This is a genomic window from Ruminococcus turbiniformis (genome assembly GCF_020687545.1).
In the GTDB taxonomy this organism is placed as follows: Bacteria; Bacillota; Clostridia; order Lachnospirales; family Lachnospiraceae; genus Mediterraneibacter; species Mediterraneibacter turbiniformis.
Genome location: NZ_JAJEQX010000014.1, coordinates 1 through 17,996, shown reverse-complemented (window position 1 = coordinate 17,996; position 17,996 = coordinate 1). Strand labels below are relative to the sequence as shown.

The window sequence follows — 17,996 nt, the reverse complement described above, 5'->3', positions numbered from 1 at the left end:
CACCGTGGTGGGCGGATGGGTTCTTCCATATTTAATAACGAATGCACTTGGTGAATATTTCCCCCTGGCAGTGGGGATGTGCATGTTCAAAAGCAGCGGGTTAAAGTCCGCTGCCAATCTGTTTGCAAACCCTGCCATGGCTGGCAGGAAGGAATCATTTTTACGAGGAGGTAATCGTATGAATAATAACGGCCAAAAGAGAACAATCAGCGTATTAATCAGCGCATCTGTAAAAGGAAGGGGAGAAAACCTGAAAAAAATCTATCATATCGAAGAGGTAGTGCTTACTGACAAAGGCGAAGCATGGAGGCTGATAGGCGAATTACAGGAGGAAATGAAATGTCCCATGATAAAGGCCCTGTTTGAGGCGGCAAACCCGGAATTTTCAGGTATCTACCGTGTGATTGAGATCGAACGGCCGATTGCCGAATATGACTGGCATATCGAAGGTGAATGGTCGGACAGGGGATTGAATAATATTGAGCCTCCTACTCAGACCGTAGCCCCACTAACAAACCATTTATGTACAGATGTAGCAAACACAGCTCCAGTATACGATCTCATAGCTGATAATCAGGAAATCTGTAACATCAAGGAAAAGTACGGATTGAGCACAGACGCAGCAAAACTGATCTGCGTACTCTTTAACCAGAAGCAGCGGCATTTCGATCCGGATGCCGGAATGGAATATGTAATCTGTCCTATCAGGGAAATGATGGTATGGCTCGGCAGGAAACGAAGAAAAATCTTCTACATTTTAGATGAGCTTGAAACGTCTAACCTGATCCTCCGCATCCGTCTGGGAACATGCCAGCCAAACAAGATCTATCTCATGGATCCTTTTTTATGCACATGTAAAGTACATAAGGAATCGGATACTGTACATATCAGCCCCTCGGATGAGCACCAGGTAATGGATATGCATCCGGAGGCAGAAAAACATCCACGCACCTCCGACGGACTCAGCACAGACAGTACATGCAGCGAATGTTATGAGAATTATGCAGCGCATAACGCTGATCAGCATCTGCATGCACATTCTTCACGCGCGCGGATTGATAAATTACTTGATTCTACTACGTCGAATAATATACAGAGTTCTAGTAAGGAGGTATACCTTCCTACCTGTAAAACGTCTAGTACTCCAGTACAGTACAGTAGGTTCATCAATCATACTACAAGTGAACCACGTACTGAAGTAAACCCAGTAACTGACAGTAACCAGTTTATCAATCCCTTACCTACAGAGGGGAATACCTGTAATGGGGATAAGGGTATCACTGGTACTGGGAGAAAGGGGAATGGGATCCCTGTATCTGGGAAAGCATCTAACAGGACCAAGGAACAGAAAGCGGTAGACGAATACAGAGTCTTTGAGAATGCTGCAATAGAACAGATCAGCTATGACACTCTCATGAGCGAATACCAAAACCCGAATGACAAGAGTCTCATCACGGAAATCCTGATTGTTTTGACTGACATCCTGGCAGGAAGGGAAACTGAAAGCCGTGTAAACGGGAAGGTTGTGCCCTTTAAGCTCCTGCTGGAAAGGGTCCAGGCGGTGTCGATTGAGCATATCCGCTATATCCTCCACTGCCTGAAAAAATTAAGCAAACCCGCAAGAAATATCCGCAAGTATCTTGTGGCATGCCTTTACAATGCGCCGGCTACCATCGAGAGCTTTTATACGACACGCCATGAGACGTGGCGTATCGCTTATGGCGATACTGTGTTTGGCTAAAACAATCCTGCCCCCTGCCAGGCAATACAGCGGCATAGTGCCTGCTGACACTGGGGATCGGCAGAAAACAGGTGAGAGGAGGAACGGGAGATGGTCGAAACGATCATGCAGCAATACATTGCCGTGTTTACGCCGGATCCGGAAGAACAGGAACAATTCAGGGAGAGGCTCATGCAATATACCCCGGAGGAACTAGAAAACTTGTACCGGAATTTTGCGGCATTCGGGGTGGACGCAGTGCTCGAATGCATCTACCACTACCGCGACTGACTGTCAGCCTCTTTTGGCAGCCTGCCCAAAGCTTGCTCCGAAAAGGCTCCGTGAGCCTACGGCATTCACAAAAAGGATCCGGATCCGCGAAACAATCAAGGAAACAATCAAGTTTACACGTTGGCCTGGTATATTCAGAGCGTCAGGCGCTCAGGAAACCCTGATTGCGGAGATTGACCATGAGTGCAAAATCGGCGGATCCGGATCCACACAAATTTTCCTCGCTTCTGACTGCCGATGGTACCGCAGCAGACAACGGCGCTCGTTGAGTAGCCACTTGATCCGGGACTGTTCCCATGAGTGCGTGATGCTTGGGGACCGGAACAGATTTGACAGGGCCCATGGCAGACGGGATGGCAGGATGACAGCTTTGACAGGGGTCGCGACATGGCAGACTAGAGGGGCGAAGTTCGGCGGATCCAGATCCGCGAAAAATTTCCTCACTTCTGGCTGCTGATGAGACCCAGATCCATTGCGGAATCTCACAGGAGACAACGGCGCTTGGTGAGTAACCGCATGATCCGGAATAGTTCCCATGAGCGTGGAACCCTTGGGATGTGAGACAGCTTTGGCAGGTTTCATAGCATGGCGGACAGGAGGGGCGAAATTCGGAGGATCCGGATCCGCGAAATCGGGGTCCCACAGCAGACAACGGCGCTCCGTAAGTAACTGCATGATCCGGAATAGTTCCCATGAGCGTGGGACCCTTGGGGTGTGAGACAGCTTTGGCAGGTTTCATGGCATGGTGGACAGGAGAGGCGAAGTTCGGAGGATCCGGATCCGCGAAACTATATCGTTTGCAGCAAAAGCAGGACGAACTTGTCCAGGTATTTGAGTTTTGGCATACTGCCAGACAGCGCCGTTTGTCAGGAGTTTTGCTCCGTATGAATCATGTCGTTCTTTTTTGGACGGAATTGCTCATATTCTTCCGGAATTGAAGAAAAAAGGAGGAAGGTACATGTTTTTCAAAAAAGACGATTGCACAACGATTGAGGAGGTCGTACAGAGGAACACGGGGATCCCTACAGCAGAGTTTTTTGCGGATTCTGGTGAACCGGAAATCCATAATCTCAGCATGGCTGTAGCGATTCTGAAGGAGCACAAGGATGAAATTATCCACATTGTGGGTGATTATGACGTGGATGGTATCACCGGGACCTGTATTATGGCAACCGGGTTGGAAAAGGCTGGGTTCCGGGTTACGACAAGGCTCCCGAGACGGTTTTCAGAGGGGTATGGGCTTTCTGAAAAAATCATTGACGAGCTGGACAGCGGTGTGGTCCTGACGGTTGACAATGGGATTGCTGCAGCTGAGGCCATAAACAAAGCCAGGGAAAAAGGCCTGACCGTTATCGTGACGGACCACCACCTGCCGCCAAAGCGGAGGGGGGAGGTAATCCTGCCGGACGCCGATATCTTTGTAGATCCCAGTGCAGACGGTACGGAAGGGTTTAAGGGATACTGCGGGGCAGCAATTGCTTACCGCTTTGTGAAGGAGCTCCTGGGAGAAGACGTGATTGACCTGAAAGTCCTCGCATCCATCGCTACAGTTGCGGATGTTATGCCTTTGTTAGGCGTGAACAGGAAGCTTGTACAGGAAGGGCTCCAGCTGATCAATACCGGGCATGGCCCTGCGGGGCTCAGGAAACTCCTGGATACAGTTGGCTTAGATAACCACATCACGGAAGAGGATTATGGTTTTACAATCGGGCCTATCTTTAATGCTTCCGGAAGGTTATTCGACGATGGGGCAGAGCGTGTGCTGAAGCTCTTGCGTTCCCCGCGCAATAACCCACAGCTCTGGTGGGAGACGAAACGTCTTATTGAGACAAACAATAAGCGTAAAGAACTCATGAAAACTGCCATCAGTGAGGCGGATGACAAATGCCATGGCGAAAGGCCAGCTGTCGTATATCTTCCGGATATCGGGGAAGGGATCGTAGGCCTCGTAGCCGGGCAGCTGTGTGAAAAGTATTTATGTCCCGCTATCTGCTTCACGCAGACAGAGCAGCAGGGAATCCTGAAGGGATCCGGAAGGTCGATTCCTGGAGTTGACCTGAAAGCAGTTCTTGACTCTATCCAGGATGAAATGCTTGGGTACGGAGGGCACGCTGGTGCAGCGGGGCTTTCCATCTGCAGCGAGAATCTTGGGAAATTCCGGAAAAAGTTTTCGGAAGCGTGCGGAGAGCTGCCTTCGTATTCCGGGAACACCATGTATGACCTTGACATGGAACTCTGGGAAGCCGAGGACGTAGCTGAGGAGCTGAAAAAATTTTCCCCGTTCGGGGAGAAAAACCCAAAAATCCGTTTCCGGATCCATAAATTTCCTGTCAGCCCTGCTGAATTTAAAGTAATGGGGGATGGCAGCCACTTTTCTATAAACGCGGATACCGTGAAACTGGTTGCTTTTGGGATGAGAAATCGGTTTGAGGATTTGAAAGCCCAGAAAGGGTATCCAAAAAGCCTGGACGTGGTAGGTTACCTGGGAGAATCCTGGTTTAACGGGAAACGCCAGCTGAAGTTTGAAGCAATTGATTTTGAATAGCACAGCGGAAGCGGTCCATGTGGGCCGCTTTTCTGTCTGCAAAAAACAGAGAGTCAACCATTTTTCTTAAAATAGCATTGAGGAGGCAAAAATATGGTACATATCACAGACCGATTCGTTTTATTCGTATTCGACCATCCAACGGAAGATATCCTGAACCTGTTTAACCGGTTTGTCAGAAGCCTTACGGAAGATGAGTTAAAAGAACTGGAGATCCCCACCCTGCTGGAAACCGGAAAATGCGCAAGGGACGCTACAGAATTGATGAAACAGGCAATCCTGGATGACATCAGGGAGAGGGAGCAGGAAAGCCATGCGGCAACAGGAACAGGTCCAAAATAAGTGTCAATCCGTTTCTCATAGAACATTGTATTGTGGGGAGTGCGGGGAACGGATGCAGTTAACCCAGGGGAAATACAATCTCTATTACAAATGCAGGTGTGGGGCCCGGCTGTCCGTCAGGGATAAAGACTATGCGGACTCCCTTCCTCCCGGGGAATACAAAACAGAGAGGCTCCACATCATTGCCATGGATGGGCAGGGGCAGAACAAAGTATATATGAGGAGGCTGGAATATTGAAAACGATGACATTTGATGAATACGATCGGCTTTTGGAAGCGTTTGACCGGATTGACCCGGCAAAGGCAAAGCCTTTTTACCCGTCCCCGACAGAATTCGAAGAAATGGAAAATGACCCGGAAAAATGGGTGGATTTTGCGTGTTATCTTTACGAGAAGGGAGCTGAACCGAAAAACAATACAGAGAAATACAGCCGTGCAAATCTCAGGGATTTTATCCATGAGTATCTGCAATTGGTTGATAATGACAACAGTGAGGAGGAAACGGATTGAAGTATCTGTTTATAGCGGAAAAGCCATCCCTGATGCGCGATGTCCAGTCCTGTTACCGGAAACACCGTACACAGATTGAGGATGAAGTAGGAAAAATCGAATTCTGCGCCCTGGCCGGCCACGCCTGCCGGAATTTAAAACCGAATGATTATCCCGGCTGGGACGGGAAATGGTGGGAAATCCAATATCCGATGATCCCCGGCAAATGGGGAGTCAAACCGATCAAGGGGAAAACAAAGATGCTCCAGGAGATCAAGAAGAAAGCTGCGGAGTGTGACGGGATCATTGTCGGAACCGACTCGGATACAGAGGGGTACGGGATCTATTTCCTGATCGAGCAGTATCTCGGCCTGCAGAAAAAGAAAGCGCTCCGCTTCATGGAACATTCCCTGACAGACAAGGAGATCCTGGAATCCCTGCTTTCGATGACAGATTACCATACGGATCCAGTACACCAGAGGTTTACGGCCTCCTTCCTGCTGCGGTCCAGGGCGGATTGGCTGTACGGGATGAATATCACACGGCTGATGAGCATAAAGACTGGAAACCTAATGACGGTTGGGCGGGTTAAAGCACCTACGATCAAACTGGTTTATGACAATTCTGTCGCGATTGAGCAATTTGTGCCCAGACAGTACTTCCAATTACAGGCTGACTACGGCGGGTTCCAGGCGCTCCTATGCGGGAATGACAAAAAGCCGAAAGAATTTGCCAAAGAGGAACCAATCTCATTTCCGGCGGAGGGCATCGTCTCAGGAGTACAATCCAGGCGGAAATCGGTCCATGCCCCGAAGCTGTACGACCTGGCTTCCCTCCAGATGGATGCGGGTCAGATGTTCGGGTATTCCCCACAGAAAACCCTGGATACGGTCCAATCTCTCTACGAAAAACATAAAGCTGTGTCGTACCCAAGGACCCAGTGCCGGTATGTGTCATCAGAAAAGGCCAAAGAGTTCCCGGCCCTGCTCCAAGTGGTATCCGTATTCCCGGACCTCCCTTCCGGGCCCGCAATGGCCCGTATCACTCAGGTACAGAGGGACCGGAACGTGGTGAATGATAAGGAAGTGGAGAAAGAATCCCATGACGCGCTCCTCCCGACAACACTGAAGCCAGACCTGTCCAGGATGACAGCTCCGGAAAAAGAAATCCTGAATCTGATTTACAATAAGTTCTATGCGCAGTTTATGACGCCAATGGAGGAAGAAACGAGCACAATTGAAATCATGCATGGGGAAGCAGGCTTCCTCGCTTCCGGGAAACGGGTCATTGACCCGGGATGGCGGCAGCTATATGGGATTCCGAAGGAATATACCCTTCCGAACCTGAAGCAGGGCGACAGGATAATGGCAAAGCAGTTCCGTTTCCTTGCCCGGAAGACACAGCCCCCGAAACGGCTGACCCAGGCAGGGCTCATCTCTGCAATGGAGCATTTCGCGAGGCAGATCGAGGACCCGGAACTCAGGAAGTCACTGGCTGAATCCAAAGGCATCGGTACAGCGGCTACCCGGGCAACAATTATCGGGGACATCATAAAGCGTGGATATGTGGAAGTAAAGAAAAACTCGCTCTATATCACAGAAGCGGGAAAGAAGTATGTAGAGGCAATGGAAGGGGTGGATATCATCTCTCCAGTATTTGCCGGCCAGATGGACCACAAGATCAAGCAGATCCAGCGCGGGGAACAGCAATACCAGGCAGTGTACAAGGAAATCCTGAAAGACCTGTACCGCGTATGTGCCCAGGTGGAGCAGGCCGCGCCGGAAGTTTCCGTGCGGTGCCCGTTTTGCGGAATGCAGGTAAGTGTCAGGCATGCCGGGTATTTCTGCAGTTGCGGGCTTCAGGTTTACCGGAAGATCTGCGGCAGGTCCTTCTCGGATGAGGAAATCATGGCATTGCTCAATAACAGGGTACTTCCACAAATGCAAGGGTTCGTATCTAAGAACGGGAAACCCTTTTCCGCAGGGCTTGCCCTTGGTGATGACAAAAAAATAAGCTTTGTATTTGACAATTAAAATGCCGGCAAGCCGGCGTACAAAAAGGAAAGGAGAAGTGGCAGATAGCCTGTGGAAGCTCTACGGTAGGATTTGCCACACACAAAAGCTATGGACAAAAAAGAAGTAATGGAAATCAAGAAACAGTTCACTCCGGAATATTGCAATCTCACTAGGATATGCAGTTGTTACGTGGACAGCAACAAGCAAAAAGTCGCAAAGTCAAAGGAGGCTTTTCTGTCTCTTCCTGAGGAGGAATGCATGAAATATTTTGAGATCTTCCGGAAAGCGTTTTCCGGGCAAATAGGCAAAAACCTGTATAATCTTCCATTCCCGTTGGAATCTGAAAAGCCGGACGGGGCGCAGGAATTCCTTCTCAGGCTCCGTGACAGCAAGCTTGAAGATGAGGAATTACTGGAAGAATTTTATGACAAGGTAATTGATTCCTATGTGTATCCGGACCATTACTATATCATCGTGGTTCACGGATTTTACGATATTCCAGGAAAGTTGGATCAGATCAGCCTGTTCGATGAAGACCCGGCTGATAATGTGTACGAATATCTGTCCGCTTGCATTTGCCCGGTGGCACTCTCCAAGCCCGGGCTGTCATACCAGGAAGAAAAGAAGCGCTTTTCAGACCGGATACGGGACCGGATTGTGGAGAAACCAGACAAAGCATTTCTTTTTCCAGCATTTAATGACAGGACTGCGGATATCCACAATGCCCTGTACTACTCGAAAAAGTCGATGGATTTGCAGCCTGACTTGATTGAGGGGCTTTTGGGGACTGCGGTCCCTATGCCATGTGAGGCTCAAAAGGAAACCTTCCATAAGATTATTGAGGATGTGCTGGGGGACGATGCGAGCTGCGCGAAGATTTGTGAAATCCAGCGTGCTATTAATGAGATGGCAGAGGACTGCCATGGGGATGCACCGATTGAAGCTGGGGAACAGGAAATTAAAAAGGTCCTTGAATCCTGTGAGATCCCGGAGGAGAAGCTACAGCGGTTTCACGAAATTTATGAAGGGTATGCGGGGGAGAGGGGGAAATTCCTGTTAACCAATCTCTCGGAGGAAAAAAAGTTCACTTTAAGGATGCAGGATACGACGATCACCACACAGCCGGACAGCACCATTGACCTGGAAGTCATTAATGGAAGGAAGTGTATTGTAATCCCTGTTTATGGCAATGTCGAGGTTAACGGAATCCCTGTGTTGCAGTAGGTGAAGGACTAAAGCAGTTTAGAAAGGGGGGCGTAAGCAGGGGCTGGATGCCTGAGGATGTATGTTTGGCATTCCAATCCGCCTGATCCAGTTGGTCAGGCGGAGTACCCTGCCGATTATCATGGATGGGAATTGTGGCGGGCTGAAGAGCAGATTGAAAGCAAACATGCTATGAATTCCATGAACCTTGACAAATATGAAATTAGTTTTAATGAAGATGAAAAGGCATTTATTTGATCCCTTAGATGCATCATTCACAAAATTAAAAAGGAGAAGTCATGGTAAGTAATACTTTATTTTTGATAGGTTTGATCTTTTTTGCACTAGCAATAATTTTTTACGTGCTCTTATGGAAAACTGATAATTACAGGTACAGTAATTTGATGGATGTTATGCTGATTGCAACATTAATCGCAATGGCCTTAGTAACCATAAGCGATTTATAGCATGCAGCAAATGATAGTGAACTACCACAGACCGTAAAGGTCAGTGGCTTCTGTTAAATGGTTCACCAGACTAAGAACTCAGAAATGAGTGCTACGATAGACGGGTCATGACACCTTCGGTTGACGCAACAGACCGCTGCCCTGTCGGATATGTTTAGGTTGGGTCAGAGTAACCAAAGCCCTGTGATATATCCATGACAAGCCCGTTTATCATTGTCGAGTTGAAGACGGAACAGCTGTATGGTAACAGTACAGCAAAGTACGCACAACCTGCCATCCGGCAGAGTATTTATAAGGGGAAACTTATTGATGGTATATGTACTCTCACAAAACAGAAAACCTCTGATGCCCTGTACGAATGTAATTGCAAGATTACTGCTGAAGCAGGGCAAAGCAAAAGTCAGGAAGCGTGAACCTTTCACTATTCAGTTGGCTTATGAAACAACGGACTATACACAGGACTTAACCCTTGGCGTAGATACCGGAAGCGGGACCCTTGGCGCTGCTGTGAGCAGAGAGAATGGGGAGATTGTCTATCTGTCTGAAGTGGAAGTCCGGAACGATATCACCGGAAAGATGACAAGGAGGGCGAAATACCGCAGGAACAGGCGGAGCCGAAAAACCCGTTACAGGAAAGCAAGGTGGCAGAACCGGGCAAATTCTATCCGGACAGGCCGGTTCAGCCCTACTATGCAGAGCAAGCTCCACAGCCATGTAAAGGAGATCGAGTATATCCGGTCGATCCTTCCGATAACAGAAATGGTTTTTGAAACGGGCCAGTTCGATCCCCACCTTATGAAAAACCCGAACCTTGCAGACCCAAAAGTTCGGCACTGGGGATATCAGAAAGGCTCGAATTACGGGTTTGAGAATACGAAAGCAATGGTACTTAACCGGGACCGGTACACCTGCCAATCCTGCAAAGGCAGACATAAGGACAGCAAGCTGGAAGTCCACCACATCGTGTTCAGGAGCCAGGGCGGATCAGACGACGGGGAGAACCTTATTACGCTCTGCCATACCTGCCATAAAGCTCTGCATAGCGGAAAAATTAATTCTGTTTTTCATGGCAAGACAAATGGGACACTGAAATACGCGACGCAGATGAACTCCATCCGCAAGCAACTCCTTAATCTGTACCCGGATGCAATTGAAACATTAGGATATGTAACAAAAGCAAACCAATTACAGCTTGGCATGGGGAAAAAGCACTATATTGACGCCTGCGTGATTGCTACCCAGGGAAATGAGTTTTCGCTGAAAAGCCCTCTTTACAAAAAGAAATGCATTCCGGCTGGCGACTTCCAACAGGCGAAAGGGGTCCGCTCGGAAAAGCCAATCACAACAGGCAAGATCAGCGGCTTCCGTAAGTTTGATAAGGTTCGTTATTTAGGAAAGGAATATTTTATCAAGGGGAGGATGACAAAAGGGTACGCAATCCTGATGGATATCAGTGGCACCAAAGCTGATTTCTCAGCAATGCCGAAAGGGTGGAAGACGCCAAAGCTGAAAAAGCTCAAGAGGTTGGAGGCACGCTCGACATGGATGGTTACAACCGTGGCGGTCACTCTAAATATAGCATGAAGGTGCATCTGATCTTTGTGACAAAATACAGGAGAGAACTGTTTCAATCACGCAAACGGGCGGATGATGTAAAACATTTCTTATATGATGCAGCACGGAAATATGGATGTACTGTTATCCAAATAGAAACTGACAAAGACCCTGTACATATATTGCTCGGATACAATCCGAACGTATCAGTATCATATATAGTAAAGCAGTTGAAACAGCATAGTACTTATTATATGTGGAAAAATCATGGAAATTATCTATCCAAACAGTATTGGAAGCAGAGAGTACTATGGTCAGATGGATATTTCGCATGCAGTATAGGACAGGTATCCCAGGCAGTTATTGAGAAATACATCCAAAACCAGGGATGACATCGTTGGACGCCGTGTATCCACACGCCTAAAGGCATGTGGTTTTACTAATGGTAGTCTTATAAAGTAAGGGTTAACCAGACAACAGAATGAATCGTTCAGAAACCAGGAGCATCGTCTTCTGGTTTTTTGCGTTTCTGCGTTATCCCATATTAAAGTGTCGCCAATGAGGATGTAGAAAGGAGGAGACAAATGCAACTATCTTCATCAACTGTTACCCTGATCTGGTTTGCAGTATTCCTGATCTTATTTGGAATTGAGCTGATTACAATGGGCCTTACCACAATCTGGTTTGCTATAGGTGCATTGGCAGTAATGGCGCTAAATTTGTTTGGCGTAGACCATATTGTTATTCAGCTCGCTGTATTCCTGTCATTATCGTGCCTGCTTTTAATATTTACGAGGAAGTGGGCAATCCGGCATTTCAATCCCAAAGTAACTTTGACCAATTACGAGGAATATATTGGGGAAACCGTACTGATTACAGAAAAGGTAGACAATCTGGCGCAAACAGGCAAGGGGACAGTTAAAGGACAGGAATGGACTGTCAGATCCAAAGAGGACAGCCAGGTTATTGAATCAGGACGCCTCGCAAAAGTGATAAGGATTGAAGGCGTTAAGCTGATCGTAGAAAAAATAAAGGAGGATACTTTGTCATGGTAATGATTCTTGTTTTGATTGTACTCATTGTTTTTATTTTAATTTCCTGCGTAAAAATTGTGCCGCAGGCACAGGCCGTGGTAGTGGAACGGTTAGGTGCGTATTTAACGACGTGGAACACCGGACTCCATTTTAAGTGGCCGATTATTGACCGTGTTGCGAGGAAGATCAGCCTCAAAGAGCAGGTAGCGGACTTTCCTCCGCAGGCAGTGATTACAAGTGATAATGTGACAATGCAGATAGACACGATCATTTTTTTCCAGATAACAGACCCGAAAATGTTCTGTTATGGTGTCGCAAACCCTATAAGCGCGATTGAATACCTGACATCCACAACGCTAAGGAACATTATTGGAGAAATGGAACTGGATCAGACGTTGACGTCCAGGGAAACAATCAATACCAAAATGCGGGCAGCACTTGACAAGGCGACGGACCAATGGGGCATTAAAGTAATGCGTGTGGAGTTAAAAAACATTAACCCACCGACAGAAGTCCGCGATGCCATGGAAAAGCAGGCGAAAGCGGAGCGGGAAAAGCGTGCTGTCATTCTTACAGCAGAAGGGAAAAAAGAGTCTGATATTTTGGTTGCCCAAGGCAAGAAGGAATCCATGATTCTTGAGGCAGATGCAGAAAAGAAGAAGAGGATCCTTGAGGCGGAAGGTGAGGCCGAGGCAATCAAGAAAGTGCAGTCTGCTACGGCGGAAGGTCTCGTCTTCCTGAAAAACGCAGGCGTGAATGAAGCGGTGCTTACGCTGAAAAGCCTTGAGGCATTCGAAAAAGCAGCAGATGGCAGGGCAACGAAGATTATTATCCCATCAGAAATACAGGGGATCGCTGGCTTGGCAAAATCCTTGAGTGAAGTGGTCACAGAAGAAAAACCTGGAAAAGACATTCCAAAGGCAGCACCATCAACCAGAGCCAGCTCCGGGCTTGACGGGCAGGCTCCGCTATCAGACGTGGATCCACTCTAAATGACAGATTATCCTTGGGGCTATGGGCTCTACCATATTATAGATGACTGTAAGCCGGGAAACCGGTCAGATAAGTCCGCTCCTGACAAAATTCTGTATGACCAGGAGCCAAAAACAGGAAGGAGGGAAAGGCATTCATGCCGTTGACTGATGAATGTACCAAAAATACGGGGACATCCGAACTTGTGTACCCAACAGGAAACAGGAAAATAATAAGATAAGGAGAAGAAGATATGAAAAGAAAGATCGTAAGTAAAATGCTTGCGCTGAGTATTGCAATGGCAACGGTGGCAACATCGGGCGCAGGATACGCGATGGCAGTGCCGGTGCTTGCTGCTGAGACAGATGATGGAATCAGCCTGATGAATGCAGGAGATTATACCGTAAATAATGGTACCCTGGACTTTGGACAGGGAACAGCGCGGATTACAATCGTCGGAAATGACGAGCAGTCTCTGGTAGGCAAGCGTTTCGAGATCTTCCGCCTGTTTGACGCAGAGAATTCAGCCGGCGGGGAATCCATCAATTACACATTTAATGCGAAATATCAGGAAGCGTTAAAATCTGTTGTTGCAGAAAAGCTGAATGAACGTGATGGATCGCAGCTGGTACCTTCACAGGTGACGGAATACATGGTCATTGACTATATCCAGACTCTGAATACGAATGAGGTGGAAGGTGCTACTGCAGACCAGGTCCTGGAGGGAAGATATTCTTCGTTCCGGTATTTTGTAGAGGATGTCAGGGATGAAATCAAAGACATGGGAATTACCGGAGATTATGTATATGTCAACGGCACGACATCCACAAATACCATTACGCTGAGCGGCCTGCAGTATGGTTATTACATCATTGATGAGATTACGGAGCAGGCAGGCGACGGATCCGATTGGTTTGCATCTTCACTCTGTATGGTAGATACAGCGAACCCGACTGCAGAAATCAACATCAAATCTGACTACCCGGATGATCCGGATGATGGAATTGAGAAGGTAGTACAGGAAGATGACACAGATGAATGGGGCAATTCAGCGGACTTTGAAATTGGGCAGACAATCCCGTACCAGGTAACAACTGAGATCCCGGATATTAATGGCTATGAGACATATTACTATGCATGGCATGACCAGATGAGCGAGTCCCTGACATTCCACGCTGATAAGAGTGATATCTCTATTGTCATTTCCGATGGCAGCAAGAATTATATCCTGACCTCTGGAGAATACAATGTTTTAACATCTGGTGCGCAGCTCGATGAGGGCGACACGTTTGTGATCGAAGTCCAGGATATCAAGAGAATCGTAGACAGGGAATTTTCAAAGGAGAACAACCTTGGCGAGAACGATTATACCGGGATTACAGTTACACTCCAGTATGAAGCCACTCTGAACGACAATGCTGTCGATGAGACGGGTTCCCAGGGGATTGGCAACAGTGTCCGCCTTGAGTACTCCAATGACCCGGAGACAGACAGCACTGGTTACACCCCGTTCGACACAACAACCAGCTATACGTTTGTCCTGAACGCAAACAAGGTTAACAACCACGACAGGGTACTGGCTGACGCGAAGTTCCGCCTGTACGCAGATGAAGACTGCACACAGGAAGTTTATGTAAAACCGGCAGATGGTGTTGGCGGAAACAGCTATATTGTAATCAACCGTGACAGTCTTGGCGGAAATGACCACACTGGCGGGACAACTCCTGGCAATGCGGTAGAAATGGTATCTGACGCGAACGGCGATTTCACCATTTATGGCCTTGATACAGGTACATACTACCTGAAAGAGACAGATGCTCCGGCAGGTTACCGCCAGCTTCTCGACCCGATCACAATTACGATTGATGCAGAGTACAATGATGAGGCCCTGCAGTCCATGAGTGCAAATGCAAGCATCATTTCCTTCTATGATGGAGCATACAGCACGGACAACGTTCAGCTTAATACAGACCTGGCAGCTGGAAGCGCTGACATCCAGATTGTGAATGAAGTGGGAACAAGGCTTCCGATCACAGGATCCAATGCAATGCTGATCATGCTGGGCGCAGGTGTGGTGCTTGTAGGCGGTGCAGCATTTGTATACAAGAGGCACAAAAAAGCAACAGAGGACTAAAAAATGATAAGAAAATGGGTTTACAGGCTCATCTTCTTTCTCGGTTTCCTCTTGATTTGTTATCCTTTGGTGAGTAATATTGTCCAGCGGCAGCATCAGCATGATGCTGTCGCTACTTACCAGAGCGAAATGAGCCAGAAAGACGAAGGCGAATTGGAAGACGAATTGAATCGGGCAAAAGAATATAACAGCATGCTCTACCAGACGGAGGGGGCGGTTGTTGATAATATGGATACCGGAATCCTCAGTGATGAAAGTTATCAGTCGCTTCTCGCCGGGGAAGACGGTGTTATGGGGAGTATTGAGATACCGAAAATAGGCGTTGACCTTCCAATTTACCATGGTACCTCGGATGATGTCCTCGCAATAGGGGCAGGGCATTTGCAGGGGACCAGTCTCCCGGTCGGCGGGCAAAACACCCACAGTGTAATTACCGGGCACAGGGGACTACCGGGATCAAAATTGTTCACAAGACTAGATGAGATCATTGAAGGAGATTTTGTTTTCATCAACGTGATGGGCGAGACACTTGCTTATAAGGTCACGGAAATTCAGGTGATAGAACCGGATGATGTCAGTGTACTGGATATCGAGGAAGGGAAAGATCTCCTCAGTTTGATTACCTGTACACCATATGGTATCAACACACACCGATTGGTTGTTACCGGGGAGCGCGTGGATTATGAGGAGACCCAGTATGAAAATATCAGCGAGGCAATCCCTTCACTGCGTGAGCTTGCATTTCTTGCACTTCCATTTGTAATCATTATCATCGGCTTGATTGTGAAAATCATAGATTGGAGGAAAAATCGCTATGTTTAAAAGAACGAAAACCTGGTTGCTGTGCATGTTGATAGCAGTAACCGCCGTGACGCCGGTATCGGCAGCGGAGCTGACAGACCAGCCGGCTGATACAGAAACGGAGGAGGAAAGCGGACTTACTGTTGACCTCGATGGATCAGAAGGCGATTCGATCCTGATGGAGGATGACAGGCTGCAGGCTGTGATGGACAACGTGACAGGGACAATCACTGTAACCCTGACTGATGGAAAAGAAGGAACCTCAAAGTCCGGCGTGGAATTTTCCTGCGATAAGATTGCGGATATTACGGGCGGAGAATATGTCCTGACCGAACAGTACCAGGCATCAGGCGTAGACCTCAATTCCATCGCAAATGCTTCTGACATGGAAACTGCCGCACAGAAACTTGCAGAAACTGTCCAGCCTTCCGGGCTGACTGCTACAACATCAGAAGACGGAACTCTTGTGTTCCAGGATCTTGAAGTGGGGGTTTACCTGCTTTCAGCAACAAATGACGACAACTACGATGAAGTGACACCTGCCCTGGTTGCTATCCCTACATGGAGTGAAGAAACAGGGGATATGGTGTATGACATCAATGTAACGCCTAAACACACAGAACGCCCGGACGAGCCAGTAAAAGAACCTGAGGCATCGGAAAATCCGGGCACCACTAACGGAGCACCGCAGACGAATGCATATAGCCCTGTTCTGCTGTACTTCGGGGGAGCAGCCGCAATCGTGGTGATCCTTGTAATTGCGAACTTCCTTTTCCGCAAAAAAAGATGAGAAAGTTTTTGAATATCCTGCTCGTTTCCATTATGCTGACGCTTCTGGGGCTGGGCGTCATTGAGCTAATCAAATTCCATCAGGTCGATTCCATGAACCGGGAACTCTGGGAAGAGGTCGCTGAAGTCCCGGAAACGCCACAGGATGAAACGGGGAACAGCATGGATCCAGATGACCCGCTGTATTGGCATATTGACTTTGATGCGCTGCAAGCGGTTAATCCGGATATCAAAGGATGGATCTATATCCCGGGAACCAGGATTAATTATCCGATCCTGGTTGGGGATACGGATCAGGAATACCTGTCAAAAGATTACAATGGGAATTATCTTTATGCAGGGTCTATCTTTGGGTATGCGGGTACCGATTTGTTAGAGGATCAATATGTTCAGCTCTTTGGTCATAACATGATATCCAAGCAGATGTTTGGAGATTTGACAAATTATCAATCCACGGATTATGCTTCCCATAACAGTACCATGTATATCTACCTGCCGGACCGTACAAAACAGTGTAGAGTGTTTTCTGCATTCGGATGCAGGTATGATGACCCGATCTTTGCAGAGGCCCATGACGATCAGCAGGAACTGATCACTGAGCTGTCTGAAAGAAGTTCGATTGGGGCTGCGCAGCCGGAACAGCCCAGGCAGGTGTTTACGCTTGCTACATGCAATGGATATACCGGCACACCAAACCGGTTTACGGTATCATTTTACACGGAAAAAGAACGTTTTGTTTTGTAATAATCTTGGAGCGGGATCACCTCACTTTTTGGCTATGTAGCTACATTTACCTCCTATTTTTTGAATATATACTGATACATACCATCATCCCTCTGCCCCCGCTCCCAGAGGGAATCTGCCTGCCCAATATGGGTAAGGCAGTTTTTTTGTACCATAATATTAAGAAATTATTATACAGGGAGAGAGAAAAATGCCACGTGAACTACTCCAAGCGACTTCTGTCGATTTGGAGCTTCAGGAGGCAAACTGCGCCTCCCGGGGCGGACACACGCCCCCTAACCCCTCGTCGGGGCTTACTTTTCAGGCCGTTGCTTTTGCTGCCGGCCTGTTTCTCTTTTTAAAGGTATCGTCCCTGTTATCCCACACCATGCGCAGCTGCATGCGTTTTTCCTGGCGGTAAAAATGGCGGACTTTCCCGGCATCACTTCGATGACGCCGGTAATGTTTTACCGGAGGCTTCTGCTTTTTATGCAGGATCTGTTCTCCCGTAATAACAGAAACAGCGCTGCAGAGATATCCCATATCTACACCGTCAAATGCATGGGGGTATGCCTTCCGCAGAATGTTCCCTGCTCCGTTGATGTCAGCACTAATGATCTTCCCTTCCCTTGATAGATACATACCGCGCTTCGCCCGCTGCCCGGAGAAAACGACAGCATCTGTATCCTCTTTGCCATAGACCGGGATTTCGTCCAAATCCAGAAGGCTTGCCTTACTGGTGTAGCTTTCCTCCTGTTCTGCAACCGGCATCCCATACTGGCATCCCACTACTTTCAGGATGAACAGAAACCGTTCACAGGGAATCGTGACGAAGTTCTGGTTATTGGCCTTGCCGATGTTTATTCCCTGCTTCGTACCTATATTGTAGCCGACAACGATGACTTCAATCTGATGCT

At 47.9% G+C, this 17,996-nt stretch carries 17 protein-coding genes and 1 pseudogene; 17 read left to right on the top strand and 1 reads right to left on the bottom strand.

The features are described from left to right. Positions 1–4: 4 nt before the first annotated feature. From LKD70_RS18630 to LKD70_RS08975, 17 genes are all read left to right on the top strand, one after another. Positions 5–1,741: a DUF6017 domain-containing protein gene (locus LKD70_RS18630; protein ID WP_227707703.1), complete on the top strand. Its 1,737-nt coding sequence runs from the start codon at positions 5–7 to the stop codon at positions 1,739–1,741. Between the two features lie 90 nt (positions 1,742–1,831). Beyond that, on the top strand, positions 1,832–2,011 hold the full coding sequence (locus LKD70_RS09050; RefSeq protein ID WP_227707702.1) for a hypothetical protein: 180 nt from the start codon (positions 1,832–1,834) through the stop codon (positions 2,009–2,011). Positions 2,012–2,969: 958 nt separating this feature from the next. Beyond that, positions 2,970–4,556: a single-stranded-DNA-specific exonuclease RecJ gene (locus LKD70_RS09045; protein ID WP_227707701.1), complete on the top strand. Its 1,587-nt coding sequence runs from the start codon at positions 2,970–2,972 to the stop codon at positions 4,554–4,556. Between the two features lie 93 nt (positions 4,557–4,649). Then, positions 4,650–4,898 (top strand): hypothetical protein, encoded by a 249-nt coding sequence (locus tag LKD70_RS09040; protein ID WP_227707700.1) that lies wholly within the window; start codon positions 4,650–4,652, stop codon positions 4,896–4,898. A gap of 52 nt (positions 4,899–4,950) precedes the next feature. Continuing rightward, a complete protein-coding gene (locus tag LKD70_RS09035; RefSeq protein WP_227707699.1) occupies positions 4,951–5,136 on the top strand; it encodes a hypothetical protein in 186 nt (61 codons plus the stop codon). After that, entirely contained in the window at positions 5,133–5,408 is a 276-nt protein-coding gene (locus tag LKD70_RS09030) for a hypothetical protein (protein ID WP_227707698.1), read from the top strand. The genes LKD70_RS09035 and LKD70_RS09030 overlap by 4 nt, the downstream gene beginning before the upstream one ends. Beyond that, positions 5,405–7,420, top strand: coding sequence for a type IA DNA topoisomerase (locus tag LKD70_RS09025; RefSeq protein ID WP_227707697.1), 2,016 nt, complete (start codon positions 5,405–5,407; stop codon positions 7,418–7,420). The genes LKD70_RS09030 and LKD70_RS09025 overlap by 4 nt, the downstream gene beginning before the upstream one ends. Positions 7,421–7,510: 90 nt before the next feature. After that, positions 7,511–8,626, top strand: a complete 1,116-nt coding sequence (locus tag LKD70_RS09020) for a DUF4317 domain-containing protein (RefSeq protein ID WP_227707766.1) — start codon at positions 7,511–7,513, stop codon at positions 8,624–8,626. A gap of 57 nt (positions 8,627–8,683) precedes the next feature. Next, positions 8,684–8,863 carry a hypothetical protein gene (locus LKD70_RS09015; protein WP_227707696.1) on the top strand — a complete coding sequence of 60 codons (180 nt, stop codon included), beginning with the start codon at positions 8,684–8,686 and terminating at the stop codon, positions 8,861–8,863. A 518-nt stretch (positions 8,864–9,381) separates the two neighbouring features. Then, entirely contained in the window at positions 9,382–10,656 is a 1,275-nt protein-coding gene (gene iscB / locus LKD70_RS09010; RefSeq protein WP_227707765.1) for an RNA-guided endonuclease IscB, read from the top strand. After that, positions 10,614–11,018 (top strand): IS200/IS605 family transposase, encoded by a 405-nt coding sequence (gene tnpA, locus LKD70_RS09005; RefSeq protein ID WP_227707695.1) that lies wholly within the window; start codon positions 10,614–10,616, stop codon positions 11,016–11,018. Before iscB ends, tnpA begins: the two co-directional genes overlap by 43 nt. A gap of 192 nt (positions 11,019–11,210) precedes the next feature. Further along, positions 11,211–11,681, top strand: a complete 471-nt coding sequence (locus LKD70_RS09000) for an NfeD family protein (protein WP_227707694.1) — start codon at positions 11,211–11,213, stop codon at positions 11,679–11,681. Continuing rightward, positions 11,675–12,652, top strand: a complete 978-nt coding sequence (locus LKD70_RS08995) for an SPFH domain-containing protein (RefSeq protein ID WP_227707693.1) — start codon at positions 11,675–11,677, stop codon at positions 12,650–12,652. Before LKD70_RS09000 ends, LKD70_RS08995 begins: the two co-directional genes overlap by 7 nt. A 233-nt stretch (positions 12,653–12,885) precedes the next feature. After that, on the top strand, positions 12,886–14,766 hold the full coding sequence (locus LKD70_RS18625; RefSeq protein ID WP_320442596.1) for an isopeptide-forming domain-containing fimbrial protein: 1,881 nt from the start codon (positions 12,886–12,888) through the stop codon (positions 14,764–14,766). 3 nt (positions 14,767–14,769) lie between these two features. Further along, complete coding sequence (locus LKD70_RS08985) at positions 14,770–15,588, top strand: class C sortase (RefSeq protein WP_227707692.1); 819 nt, start codon at positions 14,770–14,772, stop codon at positions 15,586–15,588. Continuing rightward, positions 15,581–16,357 (top strand): pilin N-terminal domain-containing protein, encoded by a 777-nt coding sequence (locus tag LKD70_RS08980; RefSeq protein ID WP_227707691.1) that lies wholly within the window; start codon positions 15,581–15,583, stop codon positions 16,355–16,357. Before LKD70_RS08985 ends, LKD70_RS08980 begins: the two co-directional genes overlap by 8 nt. Beyond that, complete coding sequence (locus LKD70_RS08975; RefSeq protein ID WP_227707690.1) at positions 16,354–17,100, top strand: class B sortase; 747 nt, start codon at positions 16,354–16,356, stop codon at positions 17,098–17,100. The genes LKD70_RS08980 and LKD70_RS08975 overlap by 4 nt, the downstream gene beginning before the upstream one ends. Positions 17,101–17,400: 300 nt before the next feature. Here LKD70_RS08975 and LKD70_RS08970 read toward each other — a convergent pair. Continuing rightward, positions 17,401–17,996, bottom strand: a pseudogene (locus LKD70_RS08970) (hypothetical protein); the annotation flags it as partial.

Bases quoted from the DNA above. Each gene is read 5' to 3' on its own strand.
- LKD70_RS09050 (WP_227707702.1), top strand. From the start codon at position 1,832: ATGGTCGAAACGATCATGCAGCAATACATTGCCGTGTTTACGCCGGAT.
- LKD70_RS09045 (WP_227707701.1), top strand. From the start codon at position 2,970: ATGTTTTTCAAAAAAGACGATTGCACAACGATTGAGGAGGTCGTACAG.
- LKD70_RS09040 (WP_227707700.1), top strand. From the start codon at position 4,650: ATGGTACATATCACAGACCGATTCGTTTTATTCGTATTCGACCATCCA.
- LKD70_RS09035 (WP_227707699.1), top strand. From the start codon at position 4,951: ATGCAGTTAACCCAGGGGAAATACAATCTCTATTACAAATGCAGGTGT.
- LKD70_RS09020 (WP_227707766.1), top strand. From the start codon at position 7,511: ATGGACAAAAAAGAAGTAATGGAAATCAAGAAACAGTTCACTCCGGAA.
- LKD70_RS09015 (WP_227707696.1), top strand. From the start codon at position 8,684: ATGTATGTTTGGCATTCCAATCCGCCTGATCCAGTTGGTCAGGCGGAG.
- iscB (WP_227707765.1), top strand. From the start codon at position 9,382: ATGGTATATGTACTCTCACAAAACAGAAAACCTCTGATGCCCTGTACG.
- tnpA (WP_227707695.1), top strand. From the start codon at position 10,614: ATGGATGGTTACAACCGTGGCGGTCACTCTAAATATAGCATGAAGGTG.
- LKD70_RS09000 (WP_227707694.1), top strand. From the start codon at position 11,211: ATGCAACTATCTTCATCAACTGTTACCCTGATCTGGTTTGCAGTATTC.
- LKD70_RS08995 (WP_227707693.1), top strand. From the start codon at position 11,675: ATGGTAATGATTCTTGTTTTGATTGTACTCATTGTTTTTATTTTAATT.
- LKD70_RS18625 (WP_320442596.1), top strand. From the start codon at position 12,886: ATGAAAAGAAAGATCGTAAGTAAAATGCTTGCGCTGAGTATTGCAATG.
- LKD70_RS08985 (WP_227707692.1), top strand. From the start codon at position 14,770: ATGATAAGAAAATGGGTTTACAGGCTCATCTTCTTTCTCGGTTTCCTC.
- LKD70_RS08980 (WP_227707691.1), top strand. From the start codon at position 15,581: ATGTTTAAAAGAACGAAAACCTGGTTGCTGTGCATGTTGATAGCAGTA.
- LKD70_RS08975 (WP_227707690.1), top strand. From the start codon at position 16,354: ATGAGAAAGTTTTTGAATATCCTGCTCGTTTCCATTATGCTGACGCTT.